Annotated in this window: 25 protein-coding genes; 14 read left to right on the forward strand and 11 right to left on the reverse strand. The window is 66.3% G+C overall.

Translation table 11 applies throughout. The features are described 5' to 3' along the window. Positions 1 to 2: 2 nt before the first annotated feature. Genes U1702_RS07540 through U1702_RS07550 form a run of 3 tightly spaced genes read right to left on the reverse strand, consistent with a single transcriptional unit; the run spans position 3 to position 2,867 of the window. Positions 3 to 956, reverse strand: a complete 954-nt coding sequence (locus U1702_RS07540; RefSeq protein WP_332723405.1) for a tyrosine recombinase — start codon at positions 954 to 956, stop codon at positions 3 to 5. Further along, the gene (locus U1702_RS07545) at positions 953 to 2,749 is read right to left on the reverse strand and encodes a hypothetical protein (protein ID WP_332723406.1); all 1,797 of its coding nucleotides are present in this window, start codon (positions 2,747 to 2,749) and stop codon (positions 953 to 955) included. The genes U1702_RS07540 and U1702_RS07545 overlap by 4 nt, the downstream gene beginning before the upstream one ends. Continuing rightward, positions 2,730 to 2,867: a hypothetical protein gene (locus tag U1702_RS07550; protein ID WP_332723407.1), complete on the reverse strand. Its 138-nt coding sequence runs from the start codon at positions 2,865 to 2,867 to the stop codon at positions 2,730 to 2,732. The genes U1702_RS07545 and U1702_RS07550 overlap by 20 nt, the downstream gene beginning before the upstream one ends. A gap of 80 nt (positions 2,868 to 2,947) precedes the next feature. Between U1702_RS07550 and U1702_RS07555 the strand changes: the two genes are divergently transcribed. Both U1702_RS07555 and aroB read left to right on the forward strand, forming a co-directional pair. Beyond that, complete coding sequence (locus U1702_RS07555; RefSeq protein WP_332723408.1) at positions 2,948 to 3,499, forward strand: shikimate kinase; 552 nt, start codon at positions 2,948 to 2,950, stop codon at positions 3,497 to 3,499. Beyond that, complete coding sequence (aroB, locus tag U1702_RS07560; protein WP_332723409.1) at positions 3,496 to 4,596, forward strand: 3-dehydroquinate synthase; 1,101 nt, start codon at positions 3,496 to 3,498, stop codon at positions 4,594 to 4,596. Before U1702_RS07555 ends, aroB begins: the two co-directional genes overlap by 4 nt. An 85-nt stretch (positions 4,597 to 4,681) precedes the next feature. On the opposite strand, the gene dnaA is transcribed toward aroB, so the two are convergent. The 3 genes from dnaA to mutM form a co-directional block, all read right to left on the reverse strand. Then, complete coding sequence (gene dnaA / locus U1702_RS07565; RefSeq protein ID WP_332723410.1) at positions 4,682 to 6,025, reverse strand: chromosomal replication initiator protein DnaA; 1,344 nt, start codon at positions 6,023 to 6,025, stop codon at positions 4,682 to 4,684. A gap of 411 nt (positions 6,026 to 6,436) precedes the next feature. Further along, positions 6,437 to 6,700: a 30S ribosomal protein S20 gene (gene rpsT / locus U1702_RS07570; RefSeq protein WP_332723411.1), complete on the reverse strand. Its 264-nt coding sequence runs from the start codon at positions 6,698 to 6,700 to the stop codon at positions 6,437 to 6,439. Between the two features lie 99 nt (positions 6,701 to 6,799). Next, on the reverse strand, positions 6,800 to 7,612 hold the full coding sequence (gene mutM, locus U1702_RS07575; RefSeq protein ID WP_332723412.1) for a bifunctional DNA-formamidopyrimidine glycosylase/DNA-(apurinic or apyrimidinic site) lyase: 813 nt from the start codon (positions 7,610 to 7,612) through the stop codon (positions 6,800 to 6,802). A gap of 56 nt (positions 7,613 to 7,668) precedes the next feature. Between mutM and U1702_RS07580 the strand changes: the two genes are divergently transcribed. Genes U1702_RS07580 through U1702_RS07620 form a run of 9 tightly spaced genes read left to right on the forward strand, consistent with a single transcriptional unit; the run spans position 7,669 to position 16,279 of the window. After that, entirely contained in the window at positions 7,669 to 8,400 is a 732-nt protein-coding gene (locus tag U1702_RS07580; protein ID WP_332723413.1) for a class I SAM-dependent methyltransferase, read from the forward strand. After that, on the forward strand, positions 8,397 to 9,929 hold the full coding sequence (gene ubiB, locus U1702_RS07585) for a 2-polyprenylphenol 6-hydroxylase (protein WP_332723414.1): 1,533 nt from the start codon (positions 8,397 to 8,399) through the stop codon (positions 9,927 to 9,929). The genes U1702_RS07580 and ubiB overlap by 4 nt, the downstream gene beginning before the upstream one ends. A 34-nt stretch (positions 9,930 to 9,963) precedes the next feature. Next, positions 9,964 to 11,070, forward strand: a complete 1,107-nt coding sequence (locus U1702_RS07590) for a hypothetical protein (protein ID WP_332723415.1) — start codon at positions 9,964 to 9,966, stop codon at positions 11,068 to 11,070. Continuing rightward, a complete protein-coding gene (gene coaBC / locus U1702_RS07595; protein ID WP_332723416.1) occupies positions 11,067 to 12,242 on the forward strand; it encodes a bifunctional phosphopantothenoylcysteine decarboxylase/phosphopantothenate--cysteine ligase CoaBC in 1,176 nt (391 codons plus the stop codon). Before U1702_RS07590 ends, coaBC begins: the two co-directional genes overlap by 4 nt. After that, on the forward strand, positions 12,232 to 13,023 hold the full coding sequence (locus U1702_RS07600; RefSeq protein WP_332723417.1) for an alpha/beta hydrolase family protein: 792 nt from the start codon (positions 12,232 to 12,234) through the stop codon (positions 13,021 to 13,023). The genes coaBC and U1702_RS07600 overlap by 11 nt, the downstream gene beginning before the upstream one ends. Continuing rightward, positions 13,020 to 13,466 carry a dUTP diphosphatase gene (gene dut, locus U1702_RS07605; protein ID WP_332723418.1) on the forward strand — a complete coding sequence of 149 codons (447 nt, stop codon included), beginning with the start codon at positions 13,020 to 13,022 and terminating at the stop codon, positions 13,464 to 13,466. Before U1702_RS07600 ends, dut begins: the two co-directional genes overlap by 4 nt. After that, the gene (locus tag U1702_RS07610; protein ID WP_332723419.1) at positions 13,466 to 13,882 is read left to right on the forward strand and encodes a hypothetical protein; all 417 of its coding nucleotides are present in this window, start codon (positions 13,466 to 13,468) and stop codon (positions 13,880 to 13,882) included. Before dut ends, U1702_RS07610 begins: the two co-directional genes overlap by 1 nt. An 11-nt stretch (positions 13,883 to 13,893) precedes the next feature. Continuing rightward, positions 13,894 to 14,643, forward strand: a complete 750-nt coding sequence (locus U1702_RS07615; RefSeq protein ID WP_332724635.1) for a HesA/MoeB/ThiF family protein — start codon at positions 13,894 to 13,896, stop codon at positions 14,641 to 14,643. 55 nt (positions 14,644 to 14,698) lie between these two features. After that, entirely contained in the window at positions 14,699 to 16,279 is a 1,581-nt protein-coding gene (locus U1702_RS07620; protein ID WP_332723420.1) for a tetratricopeptide repeat-containing protein, read from the forward strand. Between the two features lie 141 nt (positions 16,280 to 16,420). On the opposite strand, the gene U1702_RS07625 is transcribed toward U1702_RS07620, so the two are convergent. The 3 genes from U1702_RS07625 to U1702_RS07635 are packed head-to-tail and all read right to left on the reverse strand — an operon-like array spanning position 16,421 to position 19,261. Continuing rightward, positions 16,421 to 17,752 (reverse strand): metal-dependent hydrolase family protein, encoded by a 1,332-nt coding sequence (locus tag U1702_RS07625; RefSeq protein ID WP_332723421.1) that lies wholly within the window; start codon positions 17,750 to 17,752, stop codon positions 16,421 to 16,423. A 52-nt stretch (positions 17,753 to 17,804) separates the two neighbouring features. Beyond that, a complete protein-coding gene (locus U1702_RS07630) occupies positions 17,805 to 18,884 on the reverse strand; it encodes an alpha/beta fold hydrolase (protein WP_332724637.1) in 1,080 nt (359 codons plus the stop codon). Positions 18,885 to 18,886: 2 nt separating this feature from the next. After that, on the reverse strand, positions 18,887 to 19,261 hold the full coding sequence (locus tag U1702_RS07635; protein WP_332723422.1) for a DUF1244 domain-containing protein: 375 nt from the start codon (positions 19,259 to 19,261) through the stop codon (positions 18,887 to 18,889). Between the two features lie 70 nt (positions 19,262 to 19,331). Between U1702_RS07635 and pyk the strand changes: the two genes are divergently transcribed. Next, positions 19,332 to 20,786: a pyruvate kinase gene (gene pyk, locus U1702_RS07640; RefSeq protein WP_332723423.1), complete on the forward strand. Its 1,455-nt coding sequence runs from the start codon at positions 19,332 to 19,334 to the stop codon at positions 20,784 to 20,786. Here the strand turns inward: pyk and U1702_RS07645 are convergent. Both U1702_RS07645 and ykgO read right to left on the reverse strand, forming a co-directional pair. Beyond that, a complete protein-coding gene (locus tag U1702_RS07645; protein ID WP_443026832.1) occupies positions 20,783 to 21,409 on the reverse strand; it encodes an HAD family hydrolase in 627 nt (208 codons plus the stop codon). The genes pyk and U1702_RS07645 overlap by 4 nt on opposite strands. 8 nt (positions 21,410 to 21,417) lie before the next feature. Further along, positions 21,418 to 21,543 carry a type B 50S ribosomal protein L36 gene (gene ykgO, locus U1702_RS07650; RefSeq protein WP_254294489.1) on the reverse strand — a complete coding sequence of 42 codons (126 nt, stop codon included), beginning with the start codon at positions 21,541 to 21,543 and terminating at the stop codon, positions 21,418 to 21,420. Positions 21,544 to 21,702: 159 nt separating this feature from the next. Here ykgO and U1702_RS07655 point away from each other — a divergent pair, with 159 nt between their 5' ends. Both U1702_RS07655 and U1702_RS07660 read left to right on the forward strand, forming a co-directional pair. Further along, the gene (locus tag U1702_RS07655) at positions 21,703 to 22,296 is read left to right on the forward strand and encodes a DUF4136 domain-containing protein (RefSeq protein WP_332723425.1); all 594 of its coding nucleotides are present in this window, start codon (positions 21,703 to 21,705) and stop codon (positions 22,294 to 22,296) included. Then, positions 22,293 to 23,411 (forward strand): M14 family metallopeptidase, encoded by a 1,119-nt coding sequence (locus U1702_RS07660; protein ID WP_332723426.1) that lies wholly within the window; start codon positions 22,293 to 22,295, stop codon positions 23,409 to 23,411. The genes U1702_RS07655 and U1702_RS07660 overlap by 4 nt, the downstream gene beginning before the upstream one ends. Position 23,412: the final 1 nt, after the last annotated feature.

Below are 23,412 nucleotides of genomic sequence, written 5' to 3' on the forward strand. Positions count from 1 at the left end.
ACCTATGCCCCGTCGCGCTTCGCGTCAACGCGCGGCCGGGTTTTGGGGCGGCTTTTGGGCTTGTCGGCAAGCGGATGCCGTTCGTTGACCAGCGCCACCAGCCGGCTGCTGTCGACATGCGTATAGATTTCGGTCGTCGCGATATCGGCATGGCCCAGCATCGCCTGGAGCGCGCGCAAATCTGCCCCTCCCTCCAGCAGATGCGTGGCAAAGGCATGGCGCAGGACGTGCGGGCTGATCCGGTCAAGCGGGATGCCGGCCTCCGCCGCGATGGCGCGGATCATCTGGTAGAGGCGAATGCGGCTGAGATGCGCCTTGCCCGATGGAAACAACCAAGGCCGCTTTGCATCGACATGCGCGCGCCATTCCACCACGGCGGCGCGCGCGCGGTCGCTCAGCGGCACCAGCCGTTCGCGCCCGCCCTTGCCCTTCAGGATCAGATAAGGCCTGTCGGATTGCACGGCGTTACGCGGCAGCGACACCAGTTCGGTCGCGCGCAACCCCGATCCATAGAGGAGTTCAACCAGCGCGAGCAGCCGCAGGTCACGCGGATCCCTTGGCTCACGCTCGATGCGGGTCTGGATCGCCGCGAACAGCCGCTCGACATCGCCGCCGGACAGGGTTTTGGGCAATCCCCGCCCGGAGCCGGGTTTCGGCAGCGCCGTACCGGGATCGTCGGTGCGCAGCCCCTCATCGGCCAGAAACGCAAAGAAGCGCCGCAATGCCGCCGATTTGCGGGCCACGGTCGTGCGGGCCAGATCGCGCCATTGATGCGCCAGTTTTTCCAGATCGGCCCGGTTCGCCGCAGCCAGCCCGCCATCCAGCACCCCGGACGCCAGCCGCAAATCGGTGCTGTAGGCGGCGAGCGTGTTGGCGGAAGCGCCTGCCTCCGCCGCCATCATCTCCAGAAAACGCTCGATCAGCGCCGCATCGTCGCCGGGATCGCGTGCACTCAAAGCCGTGTGATCGACTCGACGGCGATCATCCGCGCATAGCCGTCCAGCCCGACCCGGCTGAGCGCGCGGGTGATGTGGAACATCGCCTCGGGCGAGACCCCTTCCCACACGCGCGTCTGCATGCCGACCGCCGCCAGCAGCACGACGGTGCCCGCCTGCCCGCGCTCACCCGCGCGGTCGATCGCGCGAGTCCAGGCGTTGCTCGCCTCGAAATCGATGCCCGCGCCGCGCATCAGCTGGTCGCCCTCGCCCTGTGGCACCCGGCCCATCCCCGCCATCGCCGCGATCAGCATCGCGCCATTGGTGTCGTCCGCACTGCTGCGATAGGCCTCGACATCCGCGACCGCAGCCGGACGGCCCGAAGGATCGGCAAGGAGCAACATGCCCCAGCCGTCGCTGCCGCGCGGCGCGATGCTGCGCCAGCGCAGCGCCGACCGGTCCAGCCCCGCGCTCAGCATCGACGCGATCAGCCGGTCGCTCTCGGCGACATGCACTGCATCCGGGTCCAGCCGGGCGGCGGCGCGTGCGGTCAGGATCAGGCGGCTGTATTTGGCGCGCGATCCCTGTGCCTCGTCCCACAGCTGCCGCATCTGCTCGACGCGTTCGGCCGCAGTTCCGGCGGTGAAGGTCGAGCGCAGGTCGCGCGCAACCGCGACTTCGGCGGTGGTCGCCTCTTCCTGTTCCTCGATCTCGCCGTATAAATTGGTCAGCGCCTGTGCCGAGAATATCCCCTGGCTCGCCGCCGCCTCGGCCGCCGCGACCCGCTCACGCAGACCGCCTGCGGGCGACGTCGCACGCCAGAATCGCAGTTGCGGTCCGGCGGTATCGTACAGCCGCTCGGGAATTTCGGTGCCCGATGCCACCGCCAGTCCCCAGCGCCACGCGCTCAGCCGATCGACCGCATCCCACTCGATCGTCACGGCACGGCGGCCGGACACGCCCATGCCGACGACCTTTTCAGACAGCAGCAGGTCGATCTCGTTGCCCATCCGTCGCCGCGCGCTGTCGATGAGCGGTCCGGCCTTGCTGGGATCGCCCTCCAGCCCCGCGCACATTGCCTGAGTCAGCCGCCAGTTGCGGTCGGGCGCGGCGCGCAAAGCAGGCGTGACCATCGGGCACAGGCCGCCCGGATCGGCGGTGGCCAGCATCGCCTGCATGCCCACCTGAAACATCTTGGGCGTGTAATTTTCGATATCGACTGACTGCACCATCGCACGGGCGGCCTCGGCCTCGCCCATGCGGATCAGCAACCATGCGCGCTCGGCAGCGAAATCCGCGCCGTTGAGGCCGGCGGGCGTGTTCACCTTCGACAGCAGCGCGCGGCGCAGCGCGATCGACAGCCAGCGCGACGCAACCGGCGCGCGGGTGCGGCGCATCAGGATTTGCAGAAACTGTCCGTTCGCCCCGCCGAATGCGGTGACCGGCAGGCCGTCGCTGTCCGGCGAGGATGCGCCGACCTGCGCCAGCGAGCGCTTGGCGAAATCGGGCAAATTATAGCGGGCGATCACCGCCTCATCGATCTCGCCCGATACCGGCGTCGCGCCGGGCGATGGGGTCGGACGCGGGGCATCCGGCGCACCGGATTCGGCACCCGCCGTCGCCGCCGGACGCGGGGTGTCGGATTGGCCGGGTGCGGCGGTGGGCGCAGGTGTGGGTGCAGGTGCTGGCACCGGATCGTCGAAGCCGGGCGGCAACAGCGATTCGGGCCGATCCTGACCCAGCGCGGGGATCCCGACGCCGGCCAGCACCGCGACGATCGCGGTGACCGCAGCGCTAGTTCGAGAGATTTTCAAGCGGCACGACCTTCTCGACACGCACCGGCTGCTTTTCGGTATCGCGTCCGGAGAGGAAAAACAGGCCGCCAATCAACAGGATAGCGACAATAATCAGGATCACGAGCAAACGGGACATCGACCCCCACAAATCGGTTTGGTGCACAGACGTCAGGCCTTTTGCCCGAGCGCGGCCCTCGCTGTATAGCCCCCGCGACCATGCTGCAAACACAGGCTCCCGATCCGGTTCCTCCGCCCCGCGCGACATCGCGTCCGATCGTGCTGATCGGGCTGATGGGCGTGGGCAAGACGACGGTCGGTCGCCGCCTGGCGCAGCGCCTGCATTTGCCGTTCGTCGATGCCGATGCGGAGATCGAGACGGCGGCGGGCATGACCGTTGCGGAGATTTTCGAGCGTTTCGGCGAACCGCATTTCCGCGACGGCGAACGCCGCGTGATCGCGCGGCTGATCGACGGCGTGCCCAAGGTGATCGCCACCGGCGGCGGTGCGTTCCTGAATGCCGATACCCGCGCACTGATCCTCGACCAGTCGATCGCGGTGTGGCTCGACGCGGCGCCGGAAGTGCTGGCCGAACGGGTATCCAAACGCGACCATCGTCCATTGTTGCGCGGCAAGGATCCGTTGAAAGTGCTCAGCGAACTCGCCGCCGTCCGCAACCCCGTCTATGCGCTCGCGCCGGTGCATGTCATCAGCAAGGTCGCGCCGCACGACGCGACCGTCAACGCCATCCTGGAAGCCCTGAACCTGTGACAATCGTGTCCGTCGCGCTCGGCGCGCGCAGTTATGACGTGCGAATCGAAAGCGGGCTGATCGGCCGCGCAGCCGAGCATATCGCCCCGCTCGCGCGCAAGCGGCCGTTCGTGATCGTCACCGACGCCAATGTCGCGCGGCATGCGGAGGTTTTGGCGAGCGTGCTGGCTGCTGCCGGTTTGCGTAGCGAGACGCTTGTTCTGCCCGCGGGGGAAGGCACCAAAAGCTGGGCGCAGCTCGAAGCTTTGCTCGACCGGCTGCTCGATCTGGGAATCGAACGCGGCGACCATGTCGTTGCGCTGGGCGGCGGCGTCATTGGCGATCTTGTCGGGTTCGCCACGGCGATCCTGAAGCGCGGCTGCAATTTCGTGCAGGTTCCAACGACCTTGCTGGCGCAGGTCGATTCGTCGGTCGGCGGCAAGACGGCGATCAACGCGAGGGCGGGCAAGAACCTGATCGGCGCGTTTCATCAGCCCGCATTGGTGCTGATCGACCCCGATCTGCTCGACACGCTCCCGCTGCGGCAGGTGCGCGCGGGCTATGCCGAAGTCGTCAAATACGGACTGATCGACGATCCGGATTTCTTTGCGTGGTGCGAGGACAATGCCGCCGCGCTGCTCGCAGGCGACCGCGACGCGCGCGCTTACGCCATCGCGCATTCGGTCGCAGCGAAGGCGCGGATCGTGGCGGAGGACGAGCGCGAGACCACCGGTGCGCGCGCGCTACTCAACCTTGGCCATACGTTCGGGCATGCGCTGGAAGCCGAGACCGGCTTTTCCGACGCTTTGCTCCATGGCGAGGGCGTCGCGGCGGGCATGGCGCTGGCCTTTGCCTTTTCCGCGCGCCAGGGGTTTTGTCCGCAGGCCGATGCCGACCGCGTCGCCGCGCATCTGAATACCGTGGGGCTGCCCCACGACCTCGCCAGCGCCGGTATCACGGCCAGCGGCGCGCGACTGGTCGAGCATATGCTGCATGACAAGAAGATGGATGCCGGCACCCTACCCTTCCTGCTCGCGCACGGGATCGGGCAGACGTATCTGGACAAGAATGTCAGTCTGGCGGACGTGGCGGCGTTTCTGGACGAATTGCCGCGTTGAGACCGCACCAAACGACTTGGGGTGGGAGCGCGTAGATCCGGGGGGAAACACCCCCACCCCGGCTCCCCCCTCAAGGGGAGCTGTCTCAGTTCTCGAGCTGCCGCATCAGGCTGCGGACAGCGCCGTCGATTTCGCTGTCGACGCCGCGCAGTTCCTCGATGCGGCGGACGGCGTGGATGACGGTCGAATGATCGCGGTTGCCGAACTTGCGGCCGATTTCAGGCAGCGAGCGCGTGGTTAGGCGCTTGGCGAGGTACATCGCGATCTGGCGCGGGCGGGCGATTGCAACGGCGCGGCGCTGTGACACCAGGTCGAGCTGCTTGACGTCGAAGTGGCTCGACACCGCCTTCTGGATCTCGTCGATCGTGACGCGGCGCTGGCTGCCGCGCAGGGCATCGCCCAGCACCGACTCGGCAAAAGCGATCGTCACCGGCTCGCCGTTCAGCTGCGAATAGGCGACGAGGCGGTTGAGCGCGCCTTCCAGCTCGCGGATGCTGCTGCTGATGCGTCCGGCGAGCAGGTCGAGCACGTCGGGTGGCACTGATGCTCCGGGCATATCCTCAAGCTTGCGGTCGAGGATCGTGCGGCGCAGGCCCAGCTCGGCGGGCTTGATATCGGCAGCGAGACCCGAACCCAGCCGCGATGCCAGCCGCGCTTCGATCCCTTCGAGTGCCTGCGGGCAGCGATCGGCGGCGATCACCAGCCTTTTGCCCTCACGCATGAACTCGTCGACGGTGTGGAAGAACTCTTCCTGCGTCGATTCCTTGCCCGCGATGAACTGGAGGTCGTCGATCATCAACAAGTCGACGCCGCGCAGCCGCGCCTTGAAGCTATAGGTGTCCCGCTCGCGCACCGCCTTCACGAACTCAAACATGAAACGCTCGGCGGGCATGTAGATCGCGCTGGCTTCGGGCATCGCGTCAAGGAATGCGTGGCCGATCGCGTGCATCAAATGGGTCTTGCCCTGCCCGGTCGCGCTATGGAGATAGAGCGGACTGAAGCGCGGCTTGCCCGGCTCGGCCAGCGCCTTGGCGGCGTTGAACGCCACGCGGTTGGAGGTATCGGTAACGAACCGGTCGAAGATGAAGCGCGAATCGAAACGCGGACGCTCGGTCGATACCGCCGCCGGGGCGGCCGCGACCGGCTCGGGTGCTTCCGCCGCCAGTTCACGCGCGGCGCGCGCGTCGCTGGTTTCGATCGAGACCGTGCGGACCTCGGGGATCAGCGCGCGGAACTCCATCAACAGGCGTTCGGCGTAGTGGCTCTTCACCCAATTGGTCATGAAGGCAGAAGGAAGGCCCAGGCGAATCGTGTCCAGCTCGCCGCCTTCGATCAGGACGATGGGCTTCAGCCACTGGTCGAACAGGCGCTGGCCTGCGGACATCCGCAGATTGCCTCTCACGCGTGTCCAGGCCTTGGCTTGATCCATCCCTTGTCGCCCCCTCCAAGGCCCGCGCACGGGCGCCAACTCTCTCAGGCAAAAGCATGCCACAGGCGGAATCGCATCCGTCCTGGCCCATGACCTTCAACTGAACCCGCGTGCGAGAATCGCGCGGCGGGGAGTTCGTTTTAGGGACGCTTTTTGGAGTCGGGCAAGAGGGCAGCGTGTAAAGAATCTGAAATAAGTAGGGTTGACTCGCATGCCGCCCGGAAAACCGTCGAAACGGCCTTAACAAATTGTTTCAAAACGATTTTTTTGGATCGTTACAAATGCGTGACGGCGCGACTCGTGCTCTTCTGCGGCTTACCGAATTTCACTTTAACCAAGCTACTGATTAAATACGAAAAACCCCGCCAGCAGTCGCCAGCGGGGCTTTCAAATACCCGAAATTGCGTTGATTCAGGCGATTGCGGCGAGCCGCTTCGTCAGACGCGAAAACTTGCGCGCGGCGGTGTTCTTGTGAACCACGCCCTTGGCCACACCACGTGCCAGCTCCGGCTGCATCGCCTTCAGCGCCGATTCGGCGGCCGACTTGTCGCCCGATTCGATCGCGCTCTCGGCCTTCTTGACGAAGGTGCGGATGCGGCCGGTGCGCGCACCGTTCACTTCGGTGCGGGCGGCATTGCGACGGATGCGCTTCTTGGCTTGCGGCGTGTTCGCCATGTATCGTCGTTCCTGTTTTCGATGCGAATGGAGGCGCGGAAACAGGTTCCAAGCCTCGGGAAAGCGCGGCCCTTAGCGGGAGTGAGCGATTCGGTCAACCTAACGCTGGCATTTCGGACACCAGAAAGTCGACCTGCCGCCCTCGGCATAGCGCTCGACGGTGCCGCCACATTCGCACGGTTGCTCCTCGCGCCCATAGACTTTGAACTGTTTGGAGAAGTACCCCAGCTCGCCGTCAGGCCGCGCATAATCACGCAAGCTCGATCCCCCCGCTTCGATGGCCGCGTCCAGCACGTCGTGCACCGCCGCCACCAGCCGCTTCAAGCGCGGTTTCGTAACGCTGCCCCCCGCCCGCTTCGGCGAAATGCGCGATTCGTACAGCGCCTCGCACACATAGATATTGCCGAGGCCCGCCACCACGCGCTGATCGAGCAGCAGCAATTTGATCGAGGCGATTCGCCCCGCCAGCACGCGCTTTAGATGGTCCGCCGTGAAATCCGGCCCCAATGGCTCCGGCCCCAGCGCCCTGAACGCGGGCCAATCATCGATATCCGCCGTTGGCACCAGATCGACCGATCCGAATCGCCGCGCGTCGTTCAGCGCCAGTACCCGCCCCTCATCAGTTTCAAGAATCAGATGATCGTGCGGCAGTATCTCCGAGGGATCGACTCGCCATCGTCCCGACATGCCCAGATGAAAGATCATCGTGTCGCCGCGATCGGTGTCGATTAGCCCATATTTCGCGCGCCGTCCCAGCGCCGTCACCGTGGCACCGGTCAGGCACTGCCCCAGATCCTGTGGAAACGCGCGGCGCAGGTCGGCGCGGCGCAGCGTCACCCGCACGATCCGCCGCCCCTTCAGCACCGGGGCCAGACCGCGCACGGTCGTCTCGACTTCGGGTAGTTCAGGCATGCGGATCAGCTATGTTGCGTTTGCTCCCACCACAAGCCTTGGCTAGAGCCACGCCCATGACCTCCACCGTCTCCTTCGGCTATGAAGACATCGCCCCCGAGGACAAGACCGCCCGCGTCGGCGGCGTCTTCTCCAGCGTCGCATCCAGCTATGACGTGATGAACGACGCCATGTCGGGCGGCCTCCACCGCGTGTGGAAGGACGTGTTCGTCCGCCGCGTGAAACCGCGTGAGGGCGAGACGATCCTCGATATGGCGGGCGGCACGGGCGACATCGCATTCCGTATGGCTGATTCGGGGGCGGCCATCACGGTTGCCGACATCAATCCGGAAATGCTGGCGGTCGGCATCGAGCGCGCGGCGAAACGCGGCATCGACGGCCTCGTCTGGAGCGAAGCGAATGCGGAGGCGCTCCAGTTTCCCGACCGCTTCTTCGACGCCTACACGATCGCCTTCGGCATCCGGAATGTCACTGACATCCCAAAAGCGTTGCGCGAGGCGCATCGCGTGCTGAAGCGCGGCGGGCGCTTCTATGTGCTGGAGTTCTCGACCACATTGTGGCCCGGTTTCGCTAATGTTTATGACGCCTATTCGCACCATATCGTCCCCAAGCTCGGCAAGCTCCTGGCCAATGACGAGGACAGCTATCGCTACCTGATCGAATCGATCCGTCGCTTCCCCAACATGCCGACCTTCGAGGGGATGATCAAAGACGCGGGGTTCGCGCAGACGCGGGTCGAGCCGATGCTGGGCGGCCTGGTGGCGATTCACAGCGGCTGGAAGATTTGACCGCTTCCGTCACTCATGTCTGGCGGCTGCTCAAATGGGGCCGCACGCTGGCGCGTCACGGGGCGCTGCGCGGAATCGAGCGTGATCGCAACACGCCGCCCGCCGTGCGCCGCCTTGCGCGCATCGCGCGGTTCGGCGCGCGTGTGCCCAAAGTTCCGCGCTATGCCGATGCGTTGCAGGCGATCGGTCCGGCCGCGATCAAACTGGGCCAGACCCTCGCCACTCGCGCCGACTTGATCGGCGAGGCCGCGACGCACGACCTGATGCGGTTGCAGGACGCACTGCCACCCGTCCCCTTCCCGATCATCCGTGCCGCGATGGAGGCCAGCTTCGGTCGCCCGCTGGAGGAACTGTACTCGGAGATCGAGGAAGTGCCGATCGGCGCCGCCTCGATCGCGCAAGTCCACCGCGCCACCACACTCGACGGCAAACGCGTCGCGGTGAAGGTGCTGCGTCCGGGGATCGAGGCGGAGTTCGCCCGCGCCATCGACACCTATGAATGGGCAGCCGCCCAGCTTGAGGGACAGGGCGGCGAAGTCGCACGCCTGCGCCCCCGTCTCGTCATCGAAACCTTCAAACGCTGGACCGCGCGCGAGCTCGACCTGCGCCGCGAAGCCGCGTCCGCCTCCGAACTGGCCGAAGCGATGGAGGCCGAACCCGATTTCACCATCCCGACGATCGACTGGCAACGAACCACGGGCCGGGTGCTGACGCTGGAATGGATCGACGGCATCAAGCTGTCCGACCGCGCCGCGCTGATCGCCGCCGGTTACGATACCGAAAAGCTCGGCCACACACTGGTCCGGGCGTTTTTGCGTCAGGCGATTTCGGAGGGCTTCTTCCACGCCGACATGCATCAGGGCAATCTGTTTGCGCTGCCGGGCGACCGCATTGCCGCGATCGATTTCGGTATCATGGGCCGCATCGACCGACGCGCACGCGTGTGGCTGGCCGAGATTTTGTACGGCCTCATCACGGGCAATTACCGCCGCGTCGCCGAAATCCATTTCGAAGCGGGCTATGTCCCCGCGCATCACAATGTTGCCGAGTTCGCTACCGCGCTGCGCGCGGTCGGTGAGCCGATGCGCGGGCTGCCGGTCAAGGACATGTCGGTCGGCATGATGCTGGACAGCCTGTTCAACATCACCCGCGATTTCGACATGCAGACGCAGCCGCATCTGTTGCTGTTGCAAAAGACGATGGTGATGGTGGAGGGCGTGGCGACGCGGCTGAACCCCGACATCAATTTGTGGGAATCCGCCGCGCCGTTCGTGCGCGAATGGATTCGTACCGAATTGGGGCCGGAGGCATTCATCGCCGACCGGTTGGTCGAGGATATCCAAACGCTTGCCCGCCTGCCCAAGCTGATCCGTAACATCGAACGTCATTTCCCCGATCCCGGCGGCGCGCCCCCGGCCCCACCGTTGCGCGAGATCCAGGTCGTCCGGGTTGGCGGGGGCTGGCGCTATTTCGCAGTGGCGTTGCTGGCGGCGGGTGTGGGGGTCGCCATTACCCTGTTGCTCACCTGACAGCCATGATCCGGTGCGGTAGGAACTTGCCCCGATGACCCGGTCTCCGCTCTGGCTTGCCGCCCCCAGCCGCTTTGCCGCGTTGCCACGGGGACAGGCGCGCATCGTGCTTGGCGTTCTCGTAGCGATGTTGATGCTGTCACTTACCGTGCTTGGCGTGCCGGTACCCGCACCCGAGGACGCCGGTGCGGGTGCCAGCCGTCAAACCGATATCGCGGTCTATGAATCGATCGTCGATGCGGTCGCGCATGGCGAGGATTATTACCGCGCCGCCGCCGATGCGCTGCGCACGGGCAGCTATCCGTTGCGCCCGTTCCTGACCTTTCGCCTCCCCGGCCTCGCCGTGGTGCAGGGCGCGCTGCCCGACACGGCGACGCTCGCGCTGCTCTACGCCCTCGCCGCAGCCGTCGCCTTTTTCTGGTATCGCCGAATGCGCGAAGCGCTGGCCAGCGTCCCGGCGCGCATCCTCGCGCTGTTCCTGCTCGCGGCCGGCATGCTCGCCTTCGTCCAACCCGCGCTGATCGCGTTCCACGAAATCTGGGCGGGGCTGCTCGTCGCGCTCAGCCTCGCACTGCGTCGCCCGGGCCGCTGGGTCGAGGCGACAGCGATCGCCTGTATCGCCATGCTGATCCGCGAAACCGCCGCGCTCTATGTCGTGCTGATGGCCGCCATCGCCTTGGCCGAGGGCAATCGGCGGGAGGCGGCGGGCTGGGCAACGGCGCTCGGCGTGTTCGGCCTCGCCCTGATCGCACACGCCGTTGCCGTCCACGGCGTCACCGGCCCGCTCGACGCCGCCTCGCCCGGCTGGGCCGGAATGCACGGCTTCGGCCTGTTCGTCCGGGCGATGACGCTCGCCACCGGGCTTCAGCTGGTACCGATGATTGCCGCCGCCGTGCTAGTCGTGCTCGCGCTGTTCGGCTGGGCCAGCTGGCGCGATCCGCTGGGGCTGCGCGCCGCCGCGCTGTTCGCAAGCTATGCCGTCGTCATCAGCCTCTTCGCGCGGCTCGACACCTTTTACTGGGGGCTGCTGATCGCCCCCACCTTCCTGATCGGCCTCGCCTTCGCCCCCGACGGCCTGCGCGATCTGTGGGCCCGCGCCCTCGACAGGCGGCGCGTGCGGGTGCAGAGGATCGGGCAATGAAGCGCATCCTGCTCATCGTCGGCGGCGGCATCGCGGCCTATAAGGCGTGCGAATTGATCCGCCTCGCCCGCAAGGCCGGGATCGACGTGACCTGTGTCCTGACCGCTGGCGGCACCCATTTCGTGACGCCGATGACGCTGGCGGCGCTGTCGGAGAATCAGGTCTATACGACGCTGTGGGACCTGAAGGATGAGGCCGAGATGGGGCATATCCAGCTCAGCCGGAACGCCGATCTGATCGTCGTCGCCCCCGCCACCGCCGATCTGATGGCGAAGATGGCCGCGGGGATTGCCGACGATCTCGCCACCACGCTGTTGCTCGCCACCGACAAGCCGGTGCTGGCCGCCCCCGCGATGAACGTGCGGATGTGGCAGCACGCAGCGACGATGCGCAACGTCGCAACGTTGCGCGGCGATGGGGTCACGGTGTTGGAGCCGGACGAAGGGCCGATGGCGTGCGGCGAATATGGCTCCGGTCGATTGCCCGAACCCGCCGCGATCCTGGCGGCAATCGAATCGGCGTTGGCTCCGGCATCCGGGCCACTCGCGGGCAAGCATATTCTCATCACCGCCGGGCCGACGCATGAGCCGATCGACCCGGTCCGCTACATCGCCAATCGTTCGTCGGGCAAACAGGGTTTCGAGATTGCCGAGGCGCTGGCCGATCTTGGCGCGCGCGTCACGCTGGTCGCTGGGCCGGTCACCCTGCCCACCCCGCCGCGGGTCACGCGCATCGATGTGGAGACCGCGCGCGAAATGGCGGCCGCCGTCGATGCCGCCCTGCCCGCCGACGCCGCAATCATGGTCGCCGCCGTCGCCGACTGGCGCAGTGCCGATACCGCCGGTCAGAAGATCAAAAAGGGCGACGCCGCGCCGTCGCTGACCCTTACGGAGAACCCGGACATTCTTGCTACCCTTGCCCACAGCCCGCGACGCCCCGCGCTGGTCATCGGTTTTGCCGCCGAAACCGAACGGGTCGTCGAACACGCCACCGCGAAACGCGCGCGCAAGGGGGCAGACTGGATTGTCGCCAACGATGTTTCGGGCGATGTGATGGGCGGAGATGCGAACACCGTCCATATCGTCACCGCGACCGGCACCGAAAGCTGGGAACGCCTGCCCAAGGATCAGGTCGCGCGCCGGCTGGCGCAGCGGATTGCCGATGCGCTTTAGTCTGCTGTTGCTGCCGTTGCTGCTCGCAGGCTGCGCGATGAGCGCGGCGACACCGCCCGCGCCCGCATTGTTCACGCAGGCGTTCGGCGCAAAGCCGCGCGATGCCGCCACGCTGTTCGTCGTGGTGCATGGCGATGGCGTGCGCACCAGCATCGATACCAGCGTTTTTGCACGAGCGTTGGCAGCCGCTGAACCCGGCGGCGCGGTTGTCCGCCTGTTGCGCCCGGGATTTGCCGATGGCGCAGGCAACGCATCGCCCGGCACCCGGGGCACTGGCAGCGGCGACAATTTCACGTCTGAGCGCGTGATTGCAGTCGGAGATGCCATCGCGGCGTTGCGCGCGCGTTATCGCGGAGCGCGTGTCGTTGCGATCGGCGAGGGCGGCGGTGCGGTGATCGTGGCCAATCTGGCGGGCCTCCGGTCGGGGTTGATCGATGGCATGGTGCTTGTTTCCTGCGCCTGTGCCCTGCCCGAATGGCGGCGATATCGGGCGGCGCGCGAACCGGCCGATCCGCAGTGGCGAGGACCGATCCAGAGTCTCGACCCGTTGCAGACCGTTGGCGGCGTCGCGCCCGAGACGCGTGTTGCGTTGCTGGTCGGCGCGAATGACGTCGTCGTCCCCCCGCGCTTTTCGCGCAGCTACGCCGAAGCGCTGAGCCTGCGGGGGATCGCTACCGATTTTCGGATTCTGGCCAACCGCTCGACCCCGGTGCTCGACGATCCGCAAGTGATCGAGGCGACGAAACGTCTCGCCGCAGCCCTTCCCCGGAAGTCGAAATGACCGCCGCCATCAATATCCGGCTGACCCGCCTCCCCCATGGCGCCGGCCTCCCACTGCCCGCCTATGCCACCCCCGGTGCAGCGGGGATGGATGTCGTCGCGGCGGAGGATCATGTCTTCGCCCCCGGCGCGCGCCACGCCGTCGCCACCGGTTTCGCCATCGCCATTCCGGAGGGGTATGAGGTGCAGGTCCGACCGCGCTCCGGCCTTGCGCTGAAACACGGCATCACCTGTCTCAATACGCCCGGCACGATCGACAGCGACTATCGCGGCGAGGTTAAGGTGATCCTTGCCAACCTTGGTGACGCCCCCTTCACCATCGCGCGCGGAGAACGGATCGCACAGCTCGTTCCCGCCGCCGTCCAGCGCGCAGTGTTCGAGGAGGTCGCGGCGCTCGACGATACGGCGCGCGGTGGCGGCGGGTTCGGATCGACGGGGCGATAATGCTGGGGGCGGCCTTTCCTTTGCTGCTGGTTGCGCTCGTCCCGCAGGACTCGCCCGCGCCCGTGCCACCGGCCATAACCACGATCGACTGGGCGACGCTGCCCGACCTGCCCTACCGGCAATCGCCCCAGATGACCGCACCGATGCACAGCTGGGTGCAGGGGCAGGTGCGCGCGCGCAAATGTCGCGCTCGCCGCCTGGTCGATGGCCGTCCGGCGGTGCGCGTCGAGGTTGCGGTGCTGGTCAGCCCGGAAGACGGCGTGCGCACCTCAGTCCCGCGCGCGATCGGCTGTCCGACGGTGGAGCAATATGCGGCGGGGCTAGTCAGCAGCTTCGCGCGCAACAACCTCAACGCACGCAGCGGCGGCGCGGAGCAATGGTATCGCGCGACCGTCACCTTCGTCTGGGCGAAATGACGCGGCCTGACGTGTTTTTGGGCGACGCGGAGCTGGAACGTTACGCCCGCCATATCGTGCTCAAAGAGATTGGCGGCGCAGGGCAGTTGCGGTTGAAGGCGGCGCGGGTCGCGGTGATCGGGGCAGGCGGGATCGGCTCGCCCGCGCTGCAATATCTGGCAGCGGCGGGAGTCGGCCATCTGACGATCATCGATGACGACCATGTCGATCTGTCGAACCTGCAACGCCAGACCTTGTTCGATACCGACGATGCCCGGCAGCCCAAGGCCGCCGCCGCAGCGATCGCGCTTCACCGCCTCAATCCGCACATCGCCATCGACGTGCAAACCCTCCGGATCGACGCCTCTAATGCCGCCGGCTTGCTTGGCGGACACGACGCGGTCCTCGACGGAACCGATAATTTCCTGACCCGGCTCACTGTCGCCGACACGGCGCTCGCGCTCCACATCCCGCTGATCGCGGCTGCCGTCGGCCAGTTCGAGGGGCAGTTGGGCGTGTTTCGTGGCTGGGAGGCGGACAAGCCCTGTTACCGCTGCTTCGTCGGTGCGAATCCCGAGACGCCCGACATCAATTGCGCCGAACAGGGCGTGCTGGGCGCGCTGACCGGCGTGATCGGCAGCCTCGCCGCGCTCGAGGTGATCCGCAGCATGGTGCCGTTTGGTGAGGACAGCGCGGGCAAATTGCTGATCGCCGACACGCTGGCGCTGCGTTTCCGGACATTGACCCTGCCCAAGGACCCCGGCTGCCCGTCCTGCGGCTGACTGCGTCAGTTTTTGTCGCTGGCACCGGGACGGCGGCATGCTAGCTTCCAGCCCGATGCGCGTGCTGGCCCTTCTGCTGACCTTCGGTGTTCCGACCTTCGCGGCGGAGCGCCTGCCCGCCCCGCGCGCCGCCAGCACCGCGCAACTCAAGGCGGCGCTGACCAAATGCAAAGGCATCGCCGAACCCGCCGATCGCTGTTTCAACCTGCAACTCGCGCTGTCCGCCGCGCTGCGGGAGGATGGAGAGGGCGCGGAGGCGGAGAAGATCGCAAATGCTGCGCGTGGTGATGTGCAGGATGTGTGGGCCGCCGCCGACGACATCTATATTTCCGCCCAGTCGAAGGCGCAGCGGCCGGACGCGACGACAGCGGACAAGGCGGCCTATGCCCGCGCCACTGCGACATGGAAACGGCTGTGGATCGATCAGGCGATAGCCTCGGAGGCGCAGGGCATGGCCGATGCGTCACGCGGCTATCACCGCGCGGCCGCCGATTCCTTTGCACGCGCCACCAGCATCCGCCAAAGTTACGGCGACGGCCCCGCCAATCGCGACGCGCGCATCCGCGCCGCCGCGTCCGCCGCCGTGGGCACTGCCGGGGCCGAGGGGGTAGCAGCGGGCGAAGCGGCGATCCGCCCAGTACTGGTCGAGGCGCAGCGCGTGTATGGCGATGCACATCCGCTGACCGCCGCGATCAAGCTGGACCTTGCCGACATGCTTGCCGCGCGCACCGCTTATGCCGATGCCGAAAAGCTCTACGGCGAAGCCCGTCCGATCCTGCGCCGCGACCCGGCTGCGGAAATCGAAGCGGATTCACGCTATGCCCGCTTCCTCGTCCGCGCCGACCGCAAGCGTGAGGCCGAGCCGATTGCCCGCGATGTGCTCGCCCGCCTGCTGACAGCCAAAGCGGGCGAGGCGCGTGTGGCCACCGCCTATCTCGACATCGCGGCGATCGTGCCGCTGGAGGATGCACTGGCGCTGACCGGACAGGCGGTCGCGCTGCGCACTAGGCGCTTCGGCGACAAGCATCTGGAAACCGCGCGCGCCAATATCGCCTATGCCCGGCTGCTCGAGCGGCTGGGGCGATTGTCAGAGGCCGAGCAGGTCCGCCGTCCTGCGCTGATCGCGATTCAGGCGGCGCAATATATCCAGCATCCCGAAACCGCGACCGCCTATCTGGAGCTGGGCGAGAATGTGATGCAACAGAACCGGTTCAAGGATGCCGCGCATTACCTGCGCACCGCGATGCGCGCGTTCGACGAGACCGCCGGACCGCAAAGCGCCGGTGCCGCCCGTGCCGCGCTGATGCTCGCCGTCACCGTCTCGATGACCGGCGAGGAAGACCCGCGCCCGCTGGTCCTGCGCGCCATCCCCGCGATCCGCGCCGCGCTCGCCCCGGCACATAGCGAGCGGATCGAGGCCGAGTTCATCCTGGCGCTGATCGTCTATAATGTCGAACGCGACATTCCGGCGGCGCTGCGCCAGATCCGGCTCGTCACCGACGCCAGTCTCGAACGCGCACGCTCATTCCCGGATTTCGGGGGTGAGGCACAGCGTGAGATGAAGCGGCTGGCCCCCGCCTTTGCGGTCCATGTTCGGCTGGCGTGGGAGACGTCGCAGCTTCAACTGAAGCGCTAGCGCAAATGACTTCATCTTGAACCAACCCCGTCACCCCGGGCTTGACCCGGGGCCGGCTAATGGCGATTGCCCGAAGAAGCGGGACCCCGGGTCAAGCCCGGGGTGACGAGAAATCAGTGTGAAATCATCACGCGAAGGCCCCTACTCTGCCGGAAACCCCTGCCGCTTGCCCGCCGCCTTGTGCACCACGCCATGGCGCATCACGAAATCGACTTTTTCCATGCGGCGAACATCCTCCAGCGGGCTGCCGGACACGGCGATGATGTCGGCGTCCTTGCCCGGCTCGATCGACCCAATCGCCGCCGAGCGCCCCAGTGCCTCGGCGGCGTTCACCGTCGCTGCCTTCAGCGCCATTGCGGGGGTCATTCCGGCTTTCACCATCAGCGCGAATTCCTGCGCGTTGTCGCCATGCTTCGACACGCCAGTATCGGTGCCGAACGCGACCTTCACGCCCGCCGCATAGGCCTTTGAATGGCTGGCGAACGCCGCCGCCGCCGCTTCCTCCGCCTTCGGAATCACGGCGGGCGGCAACAGCCCGGCGCGCGCCTGTTGCAGCGCCGCAGCGGGGGCCATCATCGTCGGGACCAGCCAGGTGCCGTTGGCCTTCATCATCCGGATCGCCTCATCGTCGAGGAATGATCCGTGGTCCACGGTATCGACCCCCGCAGCCACCGCCGCCTTGGTCCCCGCCGCCGCGTGGCTGTGCGTCGCCACCTTGCGGCCAAGGCCGTGCGCGGTGTCGATGATCGCCTTCATTTCCTCGTCGGTCATCGCGCGGCCCAGCCCGCCCGACACGTTGGAGAGCACGCCGCCGGTCGACATATATTTGATGACCTGCGCGCCCAGCGCGATCTGTTGCCGCACCGCGCGGCGGCAATCGTCGGGTCCGTCGCACGTATTGATCTGGTGCTTGTGGATCGCGTCCGCGAACACCTCCGCCGCGCCATTGGTGCCATCGGCATGCCCGCCCGAGACCGAGATCGAACTGCCCGCATTGACGATGGTCGGCCCGGCGATGTCGCCGCGCTCCACGCCCTCACGCAGTGCTCGCATGCCCCTCGCGCTGCCGCCCAGATCGCGGACGGTGGTGAACCCCGCCTCCAGCGTCACGCGCGCATTGCCGACCGCGTACATCATGTCGTCGGCATCGTCGCGGTTGAGTGCGGTCAGCCGGTCACGCAGCGGATCGCCGCCGATGCCCCACAGATGGACATGCATATCGACCAGCCCCGGCAGCACGAACCGGTCCTTCAGGTCGATCAGCGTGGCCCCGCTTTCGGGCGCGACATGGCCGTCGCGGATCTCGGCGATCTTGCCGTCGCGCACGATGATCGTGCTTGCGCCACGCGGCGCTTCGCCCGGTTTCGCCAGCAACGCGCCGGCATGGATGAACTGGACCTTCGGCGCGGCGGTCTGCGCAGCGAGTGGCGTGGCGGCAAGCAACAGGGCGGTAACGGCGGCGATTCGGCGCATGGATCAGGCTCCCCTTTTGCGGGAAGCTAGGCAGGTGCGAAGTCCGCCGCCATCATTTTCTGCTCTCCGCCGCCGCGAGTGGCCGCACCTGTTCGATCAGCGCCGCGAATACCCGCCCCGGCTCCTCGATCATCGGGAGATGCGCGGAATGCTCGAACCACGTCACGCGCTTTTTCGTGGCCGACAGCCGTGCCATCCACTGGGCGGTAATCGACGACGGTGTCGTATAATCGTGGCGGCCGAGGAACATGAACACCGGCGTCGCAATCCGCCGCGTGCGGTTAAAACTCAAATCCGCCAGACGCGGCCACAATGTCTTTACCGAATACAGGCTGCCATCGCCCCACGCCTTGCGATCGGCGGCGGTATATTCGGGCGACAAGCGCGGCGCGCGGAGATAGAAATTCGCATCCTTGCGATACGCCGCCAGCGATCCATAGCCGATCGCCCATTTGCGCCACCCATCGGCCTTCTCGATCGTGAAACCGCCTGTATCGGGATAGGGCTTGAGCGCCTCCACCTCGCGCACAGCCTCTGCATTACCCTCGGCTCGCGCGCGGGCGATGGTCCACGCCATGCCGACGCGCTCATTCTCCTTCGCATCGATGATCTGGCCCATGCCGATATAGGCGTGGAGCAGATCGGGCCGCTTCGCCGCCACCGCCAGCCCGACGATCGACCCCCAGCTATGACCCAGCACGAAGACCTTCCGCTTGCCGTATTTCGCGCGCAACCGGTCGATCAGCTCGATCGCATCGTCGCGGTAGCGCTCCGGCGTCAGCGTCGGCGCGAGCGCCACCGGGTCGTTTAGCGGATAGGACCGCCCCGCCCCGCGCTGGTCCCATTGCACGACCGTGAAATAATCCTCCCACGGCCGCTGGAACGCCCAGGCGATCGGCATTTCCACCGCGCCCGGCCCGCCATGGATGAACAACAGGATCGGATTGTCGCGGTCCGCGCCGCGGACATTCACCACCTGCCGCGCGCCACCCAGCGTGACCTCGAACGTCTCCTGCACGCCGGTCGGTGTCACGATCTTGCCGATATCGGCGACGATCTCGCGCCCCGGCGTGTACGAATCGGGCGGGCTTGCAACCTGCGGAGTGGCGACCAGCGCCAGCGCGAAGAACATGGTCACCGCCCCGGCTCGCTCATCGACGGCGGGTCGCTCGCGGGAAAGCTGTCGTCCAGCGCATCGTCCAGGTCCGCCTCGCGCTTGTTGCGCGCGACGCTCGCATTCATCCGCTCGATCTGCTCGGGCGTCGCCTTGCCCTGATGCTGCGCCTTCCACGCGGCATAGGGCATGCCGTACACCGCTTCGCGCGCGTCATCCTTGCTCAGTTGGCCCCGGCTGGCTTCCTCGACCCAGTCGGACAGACAGTTGCGGCAAAACCCCGCCAGACCCATCAGCTCGATATTCTCCGCATCGGTGCGATGGCGCAAATGCCGTACCAGCCGGCGGAACGCTTCGGCGGCAATCCGGTCGTCGATTCTGTCCAGCGTTGTCACTTTCTCGCCTCCACGGTTGAATGAACTTCATTTGGCGTTAGGGAACGGGCGGCACAAGGAGAGACCGGCGATGACCAAGGCAATGCCCCCGCGTTCACGAAAGGTGCGCGTGCTGGCGACTCTAGGCCCCGCCAGCAATTCGCCCGAGATGATCGCGGCGCTGCATGCGGCGGGGGCCGACGCGTTTCGCATCAATATGAGCCATGGCGATCAGGAATCTAAAATCCCGGTGATTGCGGCGATCCGCGCGCTGGAAAAAACCACCGGTCGCCCAATGACGATTCTCGCCGACCTTCAAGGTCCCAAGCTCCGCGTCGGCAAGTTCGTCGAGGGCAAGGTGATGCTCGAAACCGGCACCACCTTCATCCTCGACCGCGACAAGACCCCCGGCGATGCGACCCGTGTCGAACTGCCCCATCGCGAGATTTTCGAGGCGGTGACCGACGGGGCGCGGCTGTTGCTCGACGATGGCAAGATGGTGCTGCGCGTGACGGGTTATGACGGCGACCGCATCGTCACCCGCGTCGAGGTCGGCGGCATGCTGTCCAATTCCAAGGGGCTGAACGTTCCCGACATGGTGCTGCCGATGGCGGCGCTGACGGAGAAGGATCGCAGCGACCTCGCCTTTGCCGTCGCACAGAAGGTCGACTGGATCGCCCTGTCCTTTGTCCAGCGGCCCGAGGATCTTGCCGAAGCACGGCGGTTGATCGGCGGCGGCGCGGCATTGCTGGCCAAGATCGAGAAGCCCAGTGCGGTCACCCGGCTGGAGGAGATTATCGAGGCGTGCGACGGCGTGATGGTCGCGCGCGGCGACCTGGGCGTCGAACTGCCGCCGCAGAATCTGCCGCCGATGCAGAAGCGTATCGTCGAGACCGCGCGGCGCATGGGCCGCCCGGTGATCGTTGCGACGCAGATGCTCGAATCGATGATTACCTCACCCTCGCCGACCCGCGCCGAAGTCTCCGACGTCGCCACCGCCGTCTATGACGGTGCCGACGCGATCATGCTGTCGGCCGAAAGTGCGGCGGGTCAATGGCCGATCGAATCGGTCACGATGATGGATGCCATCGCCGATGCGGTGGAGCGCGATCCCGCGCATGGCGACCGCGTCCATTTCACCGTGATGAAGCCCGATCCGACCACCGCCGACGCGCTGGCGGAAGCGGCCAAGTCGATCGCGGCGACGGTTTCGGCAAGCGCGATCGTGTGCTTCACCATGTCCGGCTCCACCGCCCGCCGCATCGCGCGCGAACGGCCTGCCGTGCCGATCCTGGTGCTGACGCCCAAGCACGAAACCGCCCGCCGTCTGGGCCTGTTATGGGGCACCCACGCCGTCCATACCCGCGACGTCGATTCGTTCGAGGATATGGTGGCCAAGGCCAAGCGCATGGCGCTGCGCCACGGCGTCGCAAAGGCGGGAGACCGCGTTATCGTGTGCGCCGGCGTCCCGTTCGGCACGCCCGGATCGACCAACGTGCTGCACGTCGTGACGATCGTCGGCGACGAGTTGAAGGGGCGAAATTAGTCGGCCGGTAACAGCCCTGCGTCGGCCAGTTCGGCTCGCAGGCTCTCAGCATCGATGAACAATACCGACCGAATCCCCATCGCCTCCGCACCAGCAACATTGGCGGCGTTGTCGTCGATGAAGATCGCCTCTTCCGCGCTCAGTCCGAATCGATTCAATGCGAGGGTGTAGATCGCCGCATCGGGCTTCAGCAGCTTTTCCTCGCCCGACACCACGACATCGCGGAAGCGGTCAAACAGGTCGGGCCATGCCGCGCGAAATGGCGGAAAGAATTCATGGCTGAAATTGGTGATCGCAAACAATGGAACGCCGCGCGAATCAAGTTCGGCTACGAGCTCGTGCATGCCCGTAACGGGATCGCCGACGCTCTCGTTGAAGCGCGGCCCCCAGGCGGCGATCAGGTCGGCGTGCCGTGGAAATTGCGCCGTCAGTTCCGCCGACGTGTCCGCGAAATCGCGGCCCGCGTCATGCTGGAAATGCCACTCGACCGTGACGACGTCGCGCAGAAACGCTTCGAGCGCCCGATCGTCACCGATCAGGCGCTCGTAGAGAAACCGCGGGTGCCAGTGGAACAGGACATTGCCGATATCGAAGATAGCGGCGCGAATCGATCCCACGGGGATGGCTGGCTTCAGCCCTGGCGGGCTTTGAAGCGGCCCTGCGTCTTGTTGATGACGTACACGCGACCACGACGGCGAATCACGCGGTTGTCACGGTGGCGCCCCTTGAGCGACTTCAGGCTGTTGACGATCTTCATGACCGGTCTCGATACTCTTATTAAGCTGTCGGAAAAGAGGCTGCCGCGTAGATGTCACGCCCCGCGAAGTCAAGGAAAGCTTGGCAACGGAACCGACCCGCGCGTAACGATGTTGTTAACGACAGGCCGTTCATTGCGAACGCCAGGAGGATTTATCCGATGAAGACCCGAGCCCTGCTTACCCTCGCCGCTACCGCCGCGCTCATGGCGGGCTGTGCCACCTCCGGCGGTCGTGGCGCCCCGGTCGATGTCACCCGCTATCATCTGGCCCAGCCGATTCCGGCAGGTGCCGTCAGCATTCAGCCCAAGGATAGCGTCGCCGGCCCCGAATATCAGCTTTATGCCGACGCGGTCGGGTCGCAGATGGCCGTATTGGGCTTCTCGCCCGCCGCAGCCGGGACCAGCGCCGATTATATCGCCACGGTCGATTTCAGCCGCACCGATCGCGGTCAGGTGCGCACGCGCCCACCGGTCACGATCGGGCTGGGCGGTGGCGGCTTTGGCGGCAATGTCGGCGGCGGCGTGGGTGCCAGCGTCGGCCTTGGCGGCAAGACGCGCACCGTCTACGGCTCGGAACTGGCCGTGCAGCTTCGCCGGCGCGGTGACAATACCGTGATCTGGGAAGGCAAGGCGATCACCGAATCACTGGGCGACGCACCGGGATCGCAGCCGACCGATACCGCGACCAAGCTCGCCGCCGCGTTGTTCAAGGGCTTTCCGGGGCAGTCCGGGATCACTATCACGGTGAAATGAGCATCCAGATCAATTCCGCGTTCGACAGCGGAAACATTCGCCTCCTCCAGATCGACGGTGACACCGTCGATCTGGAAATCGTCGCCGACCATCAGTCCGATTTTTTACAGTGGTTCCATTTCCGCGTCGCCGGGGCGCGTGGCAAACGGCTGACCTTTCGCATCACCAATGCGGGCGAGGCCGCCTATACCTTTGGCTGGCCGGGATATCGCGCGCGCGTCAGCACGGACCGCGAAGCGTGGCGGCTGACCGAGAGCAATTATGCCGACGGGGTGCTCAGCTTCAGCCATGAATTCGACGGCGATGTCGCGTGGTTTGCCTATTTCGCGCCGTACAGCATGGAACGGCATCAGGATCTGATCGCGCGCATGGCGGCACAGCCGGGCGTGACGCACCGCGAGCTCGGCCAGACGCTGGACGGGCGCGCGATCGACCTTCTGACGCTTGGGACGGGCAAGAAGCAGGTGTGGCTCTATGCCCGCCAGCATCCCGGCGAATCGATGGCCGAATGGTGGGCCGAGGGCGCGCTGGAGAAGCTGACCGATCCAACCGACGCCACTGCCATGGCGCTGCGCGAAAAGGCGACGATCCACATCGTACCGAATATGAACCCGGACGGGAGTTTTCGCGGGCATCTGCGCACCAATGCGGCCGGGATAAACCTCAACCGCGAATGGCATGCGCCAACGCTGGAGCAGAGCCCCGAAGTCCTGCACGTTCGCGCGGCGATGGACGAAACCGGCGTCGATTTCGCCATGGACATTCATGGTGATGAAGCGATCCCGGCAAACTTCCTCGCAGGGTTTGAGGGCATTCCCCGCTGGACCGACGCGCTGGGTGAGAAATTCTACGATTACGGCCGCCGTCTCGCCGCCGCGACGCCGCTGTTCCAGACCGAACAGGGCTATCCGAAATCCGCGCCCGGCACCGCCAATCTGTCGATGTCCACCAACCAGCTCGCCGAACGCTTCGGCGCGGTAGCAATGACGCTGGAAATGCCATTCAAGGATCACGATCCCAGCCCGGATGCTGAGTTCGGCTGGTCGCCGGAGCGGTGCAAGGCGCTCGCCGCTGCGTGTCTCGACACGCTGGCGGGCATGATCGACGAGATCTGAA

Origin of the sequence: Sphingomonas sp. LT1P40 (assembly GCF_036663835.1) — a bacterium.
Lineage (GTDB): Bacteria > Pseudomonadota > Alphaproteobacteria > Sphingomonadales > Sphingomonadaceae > Sphingomonas.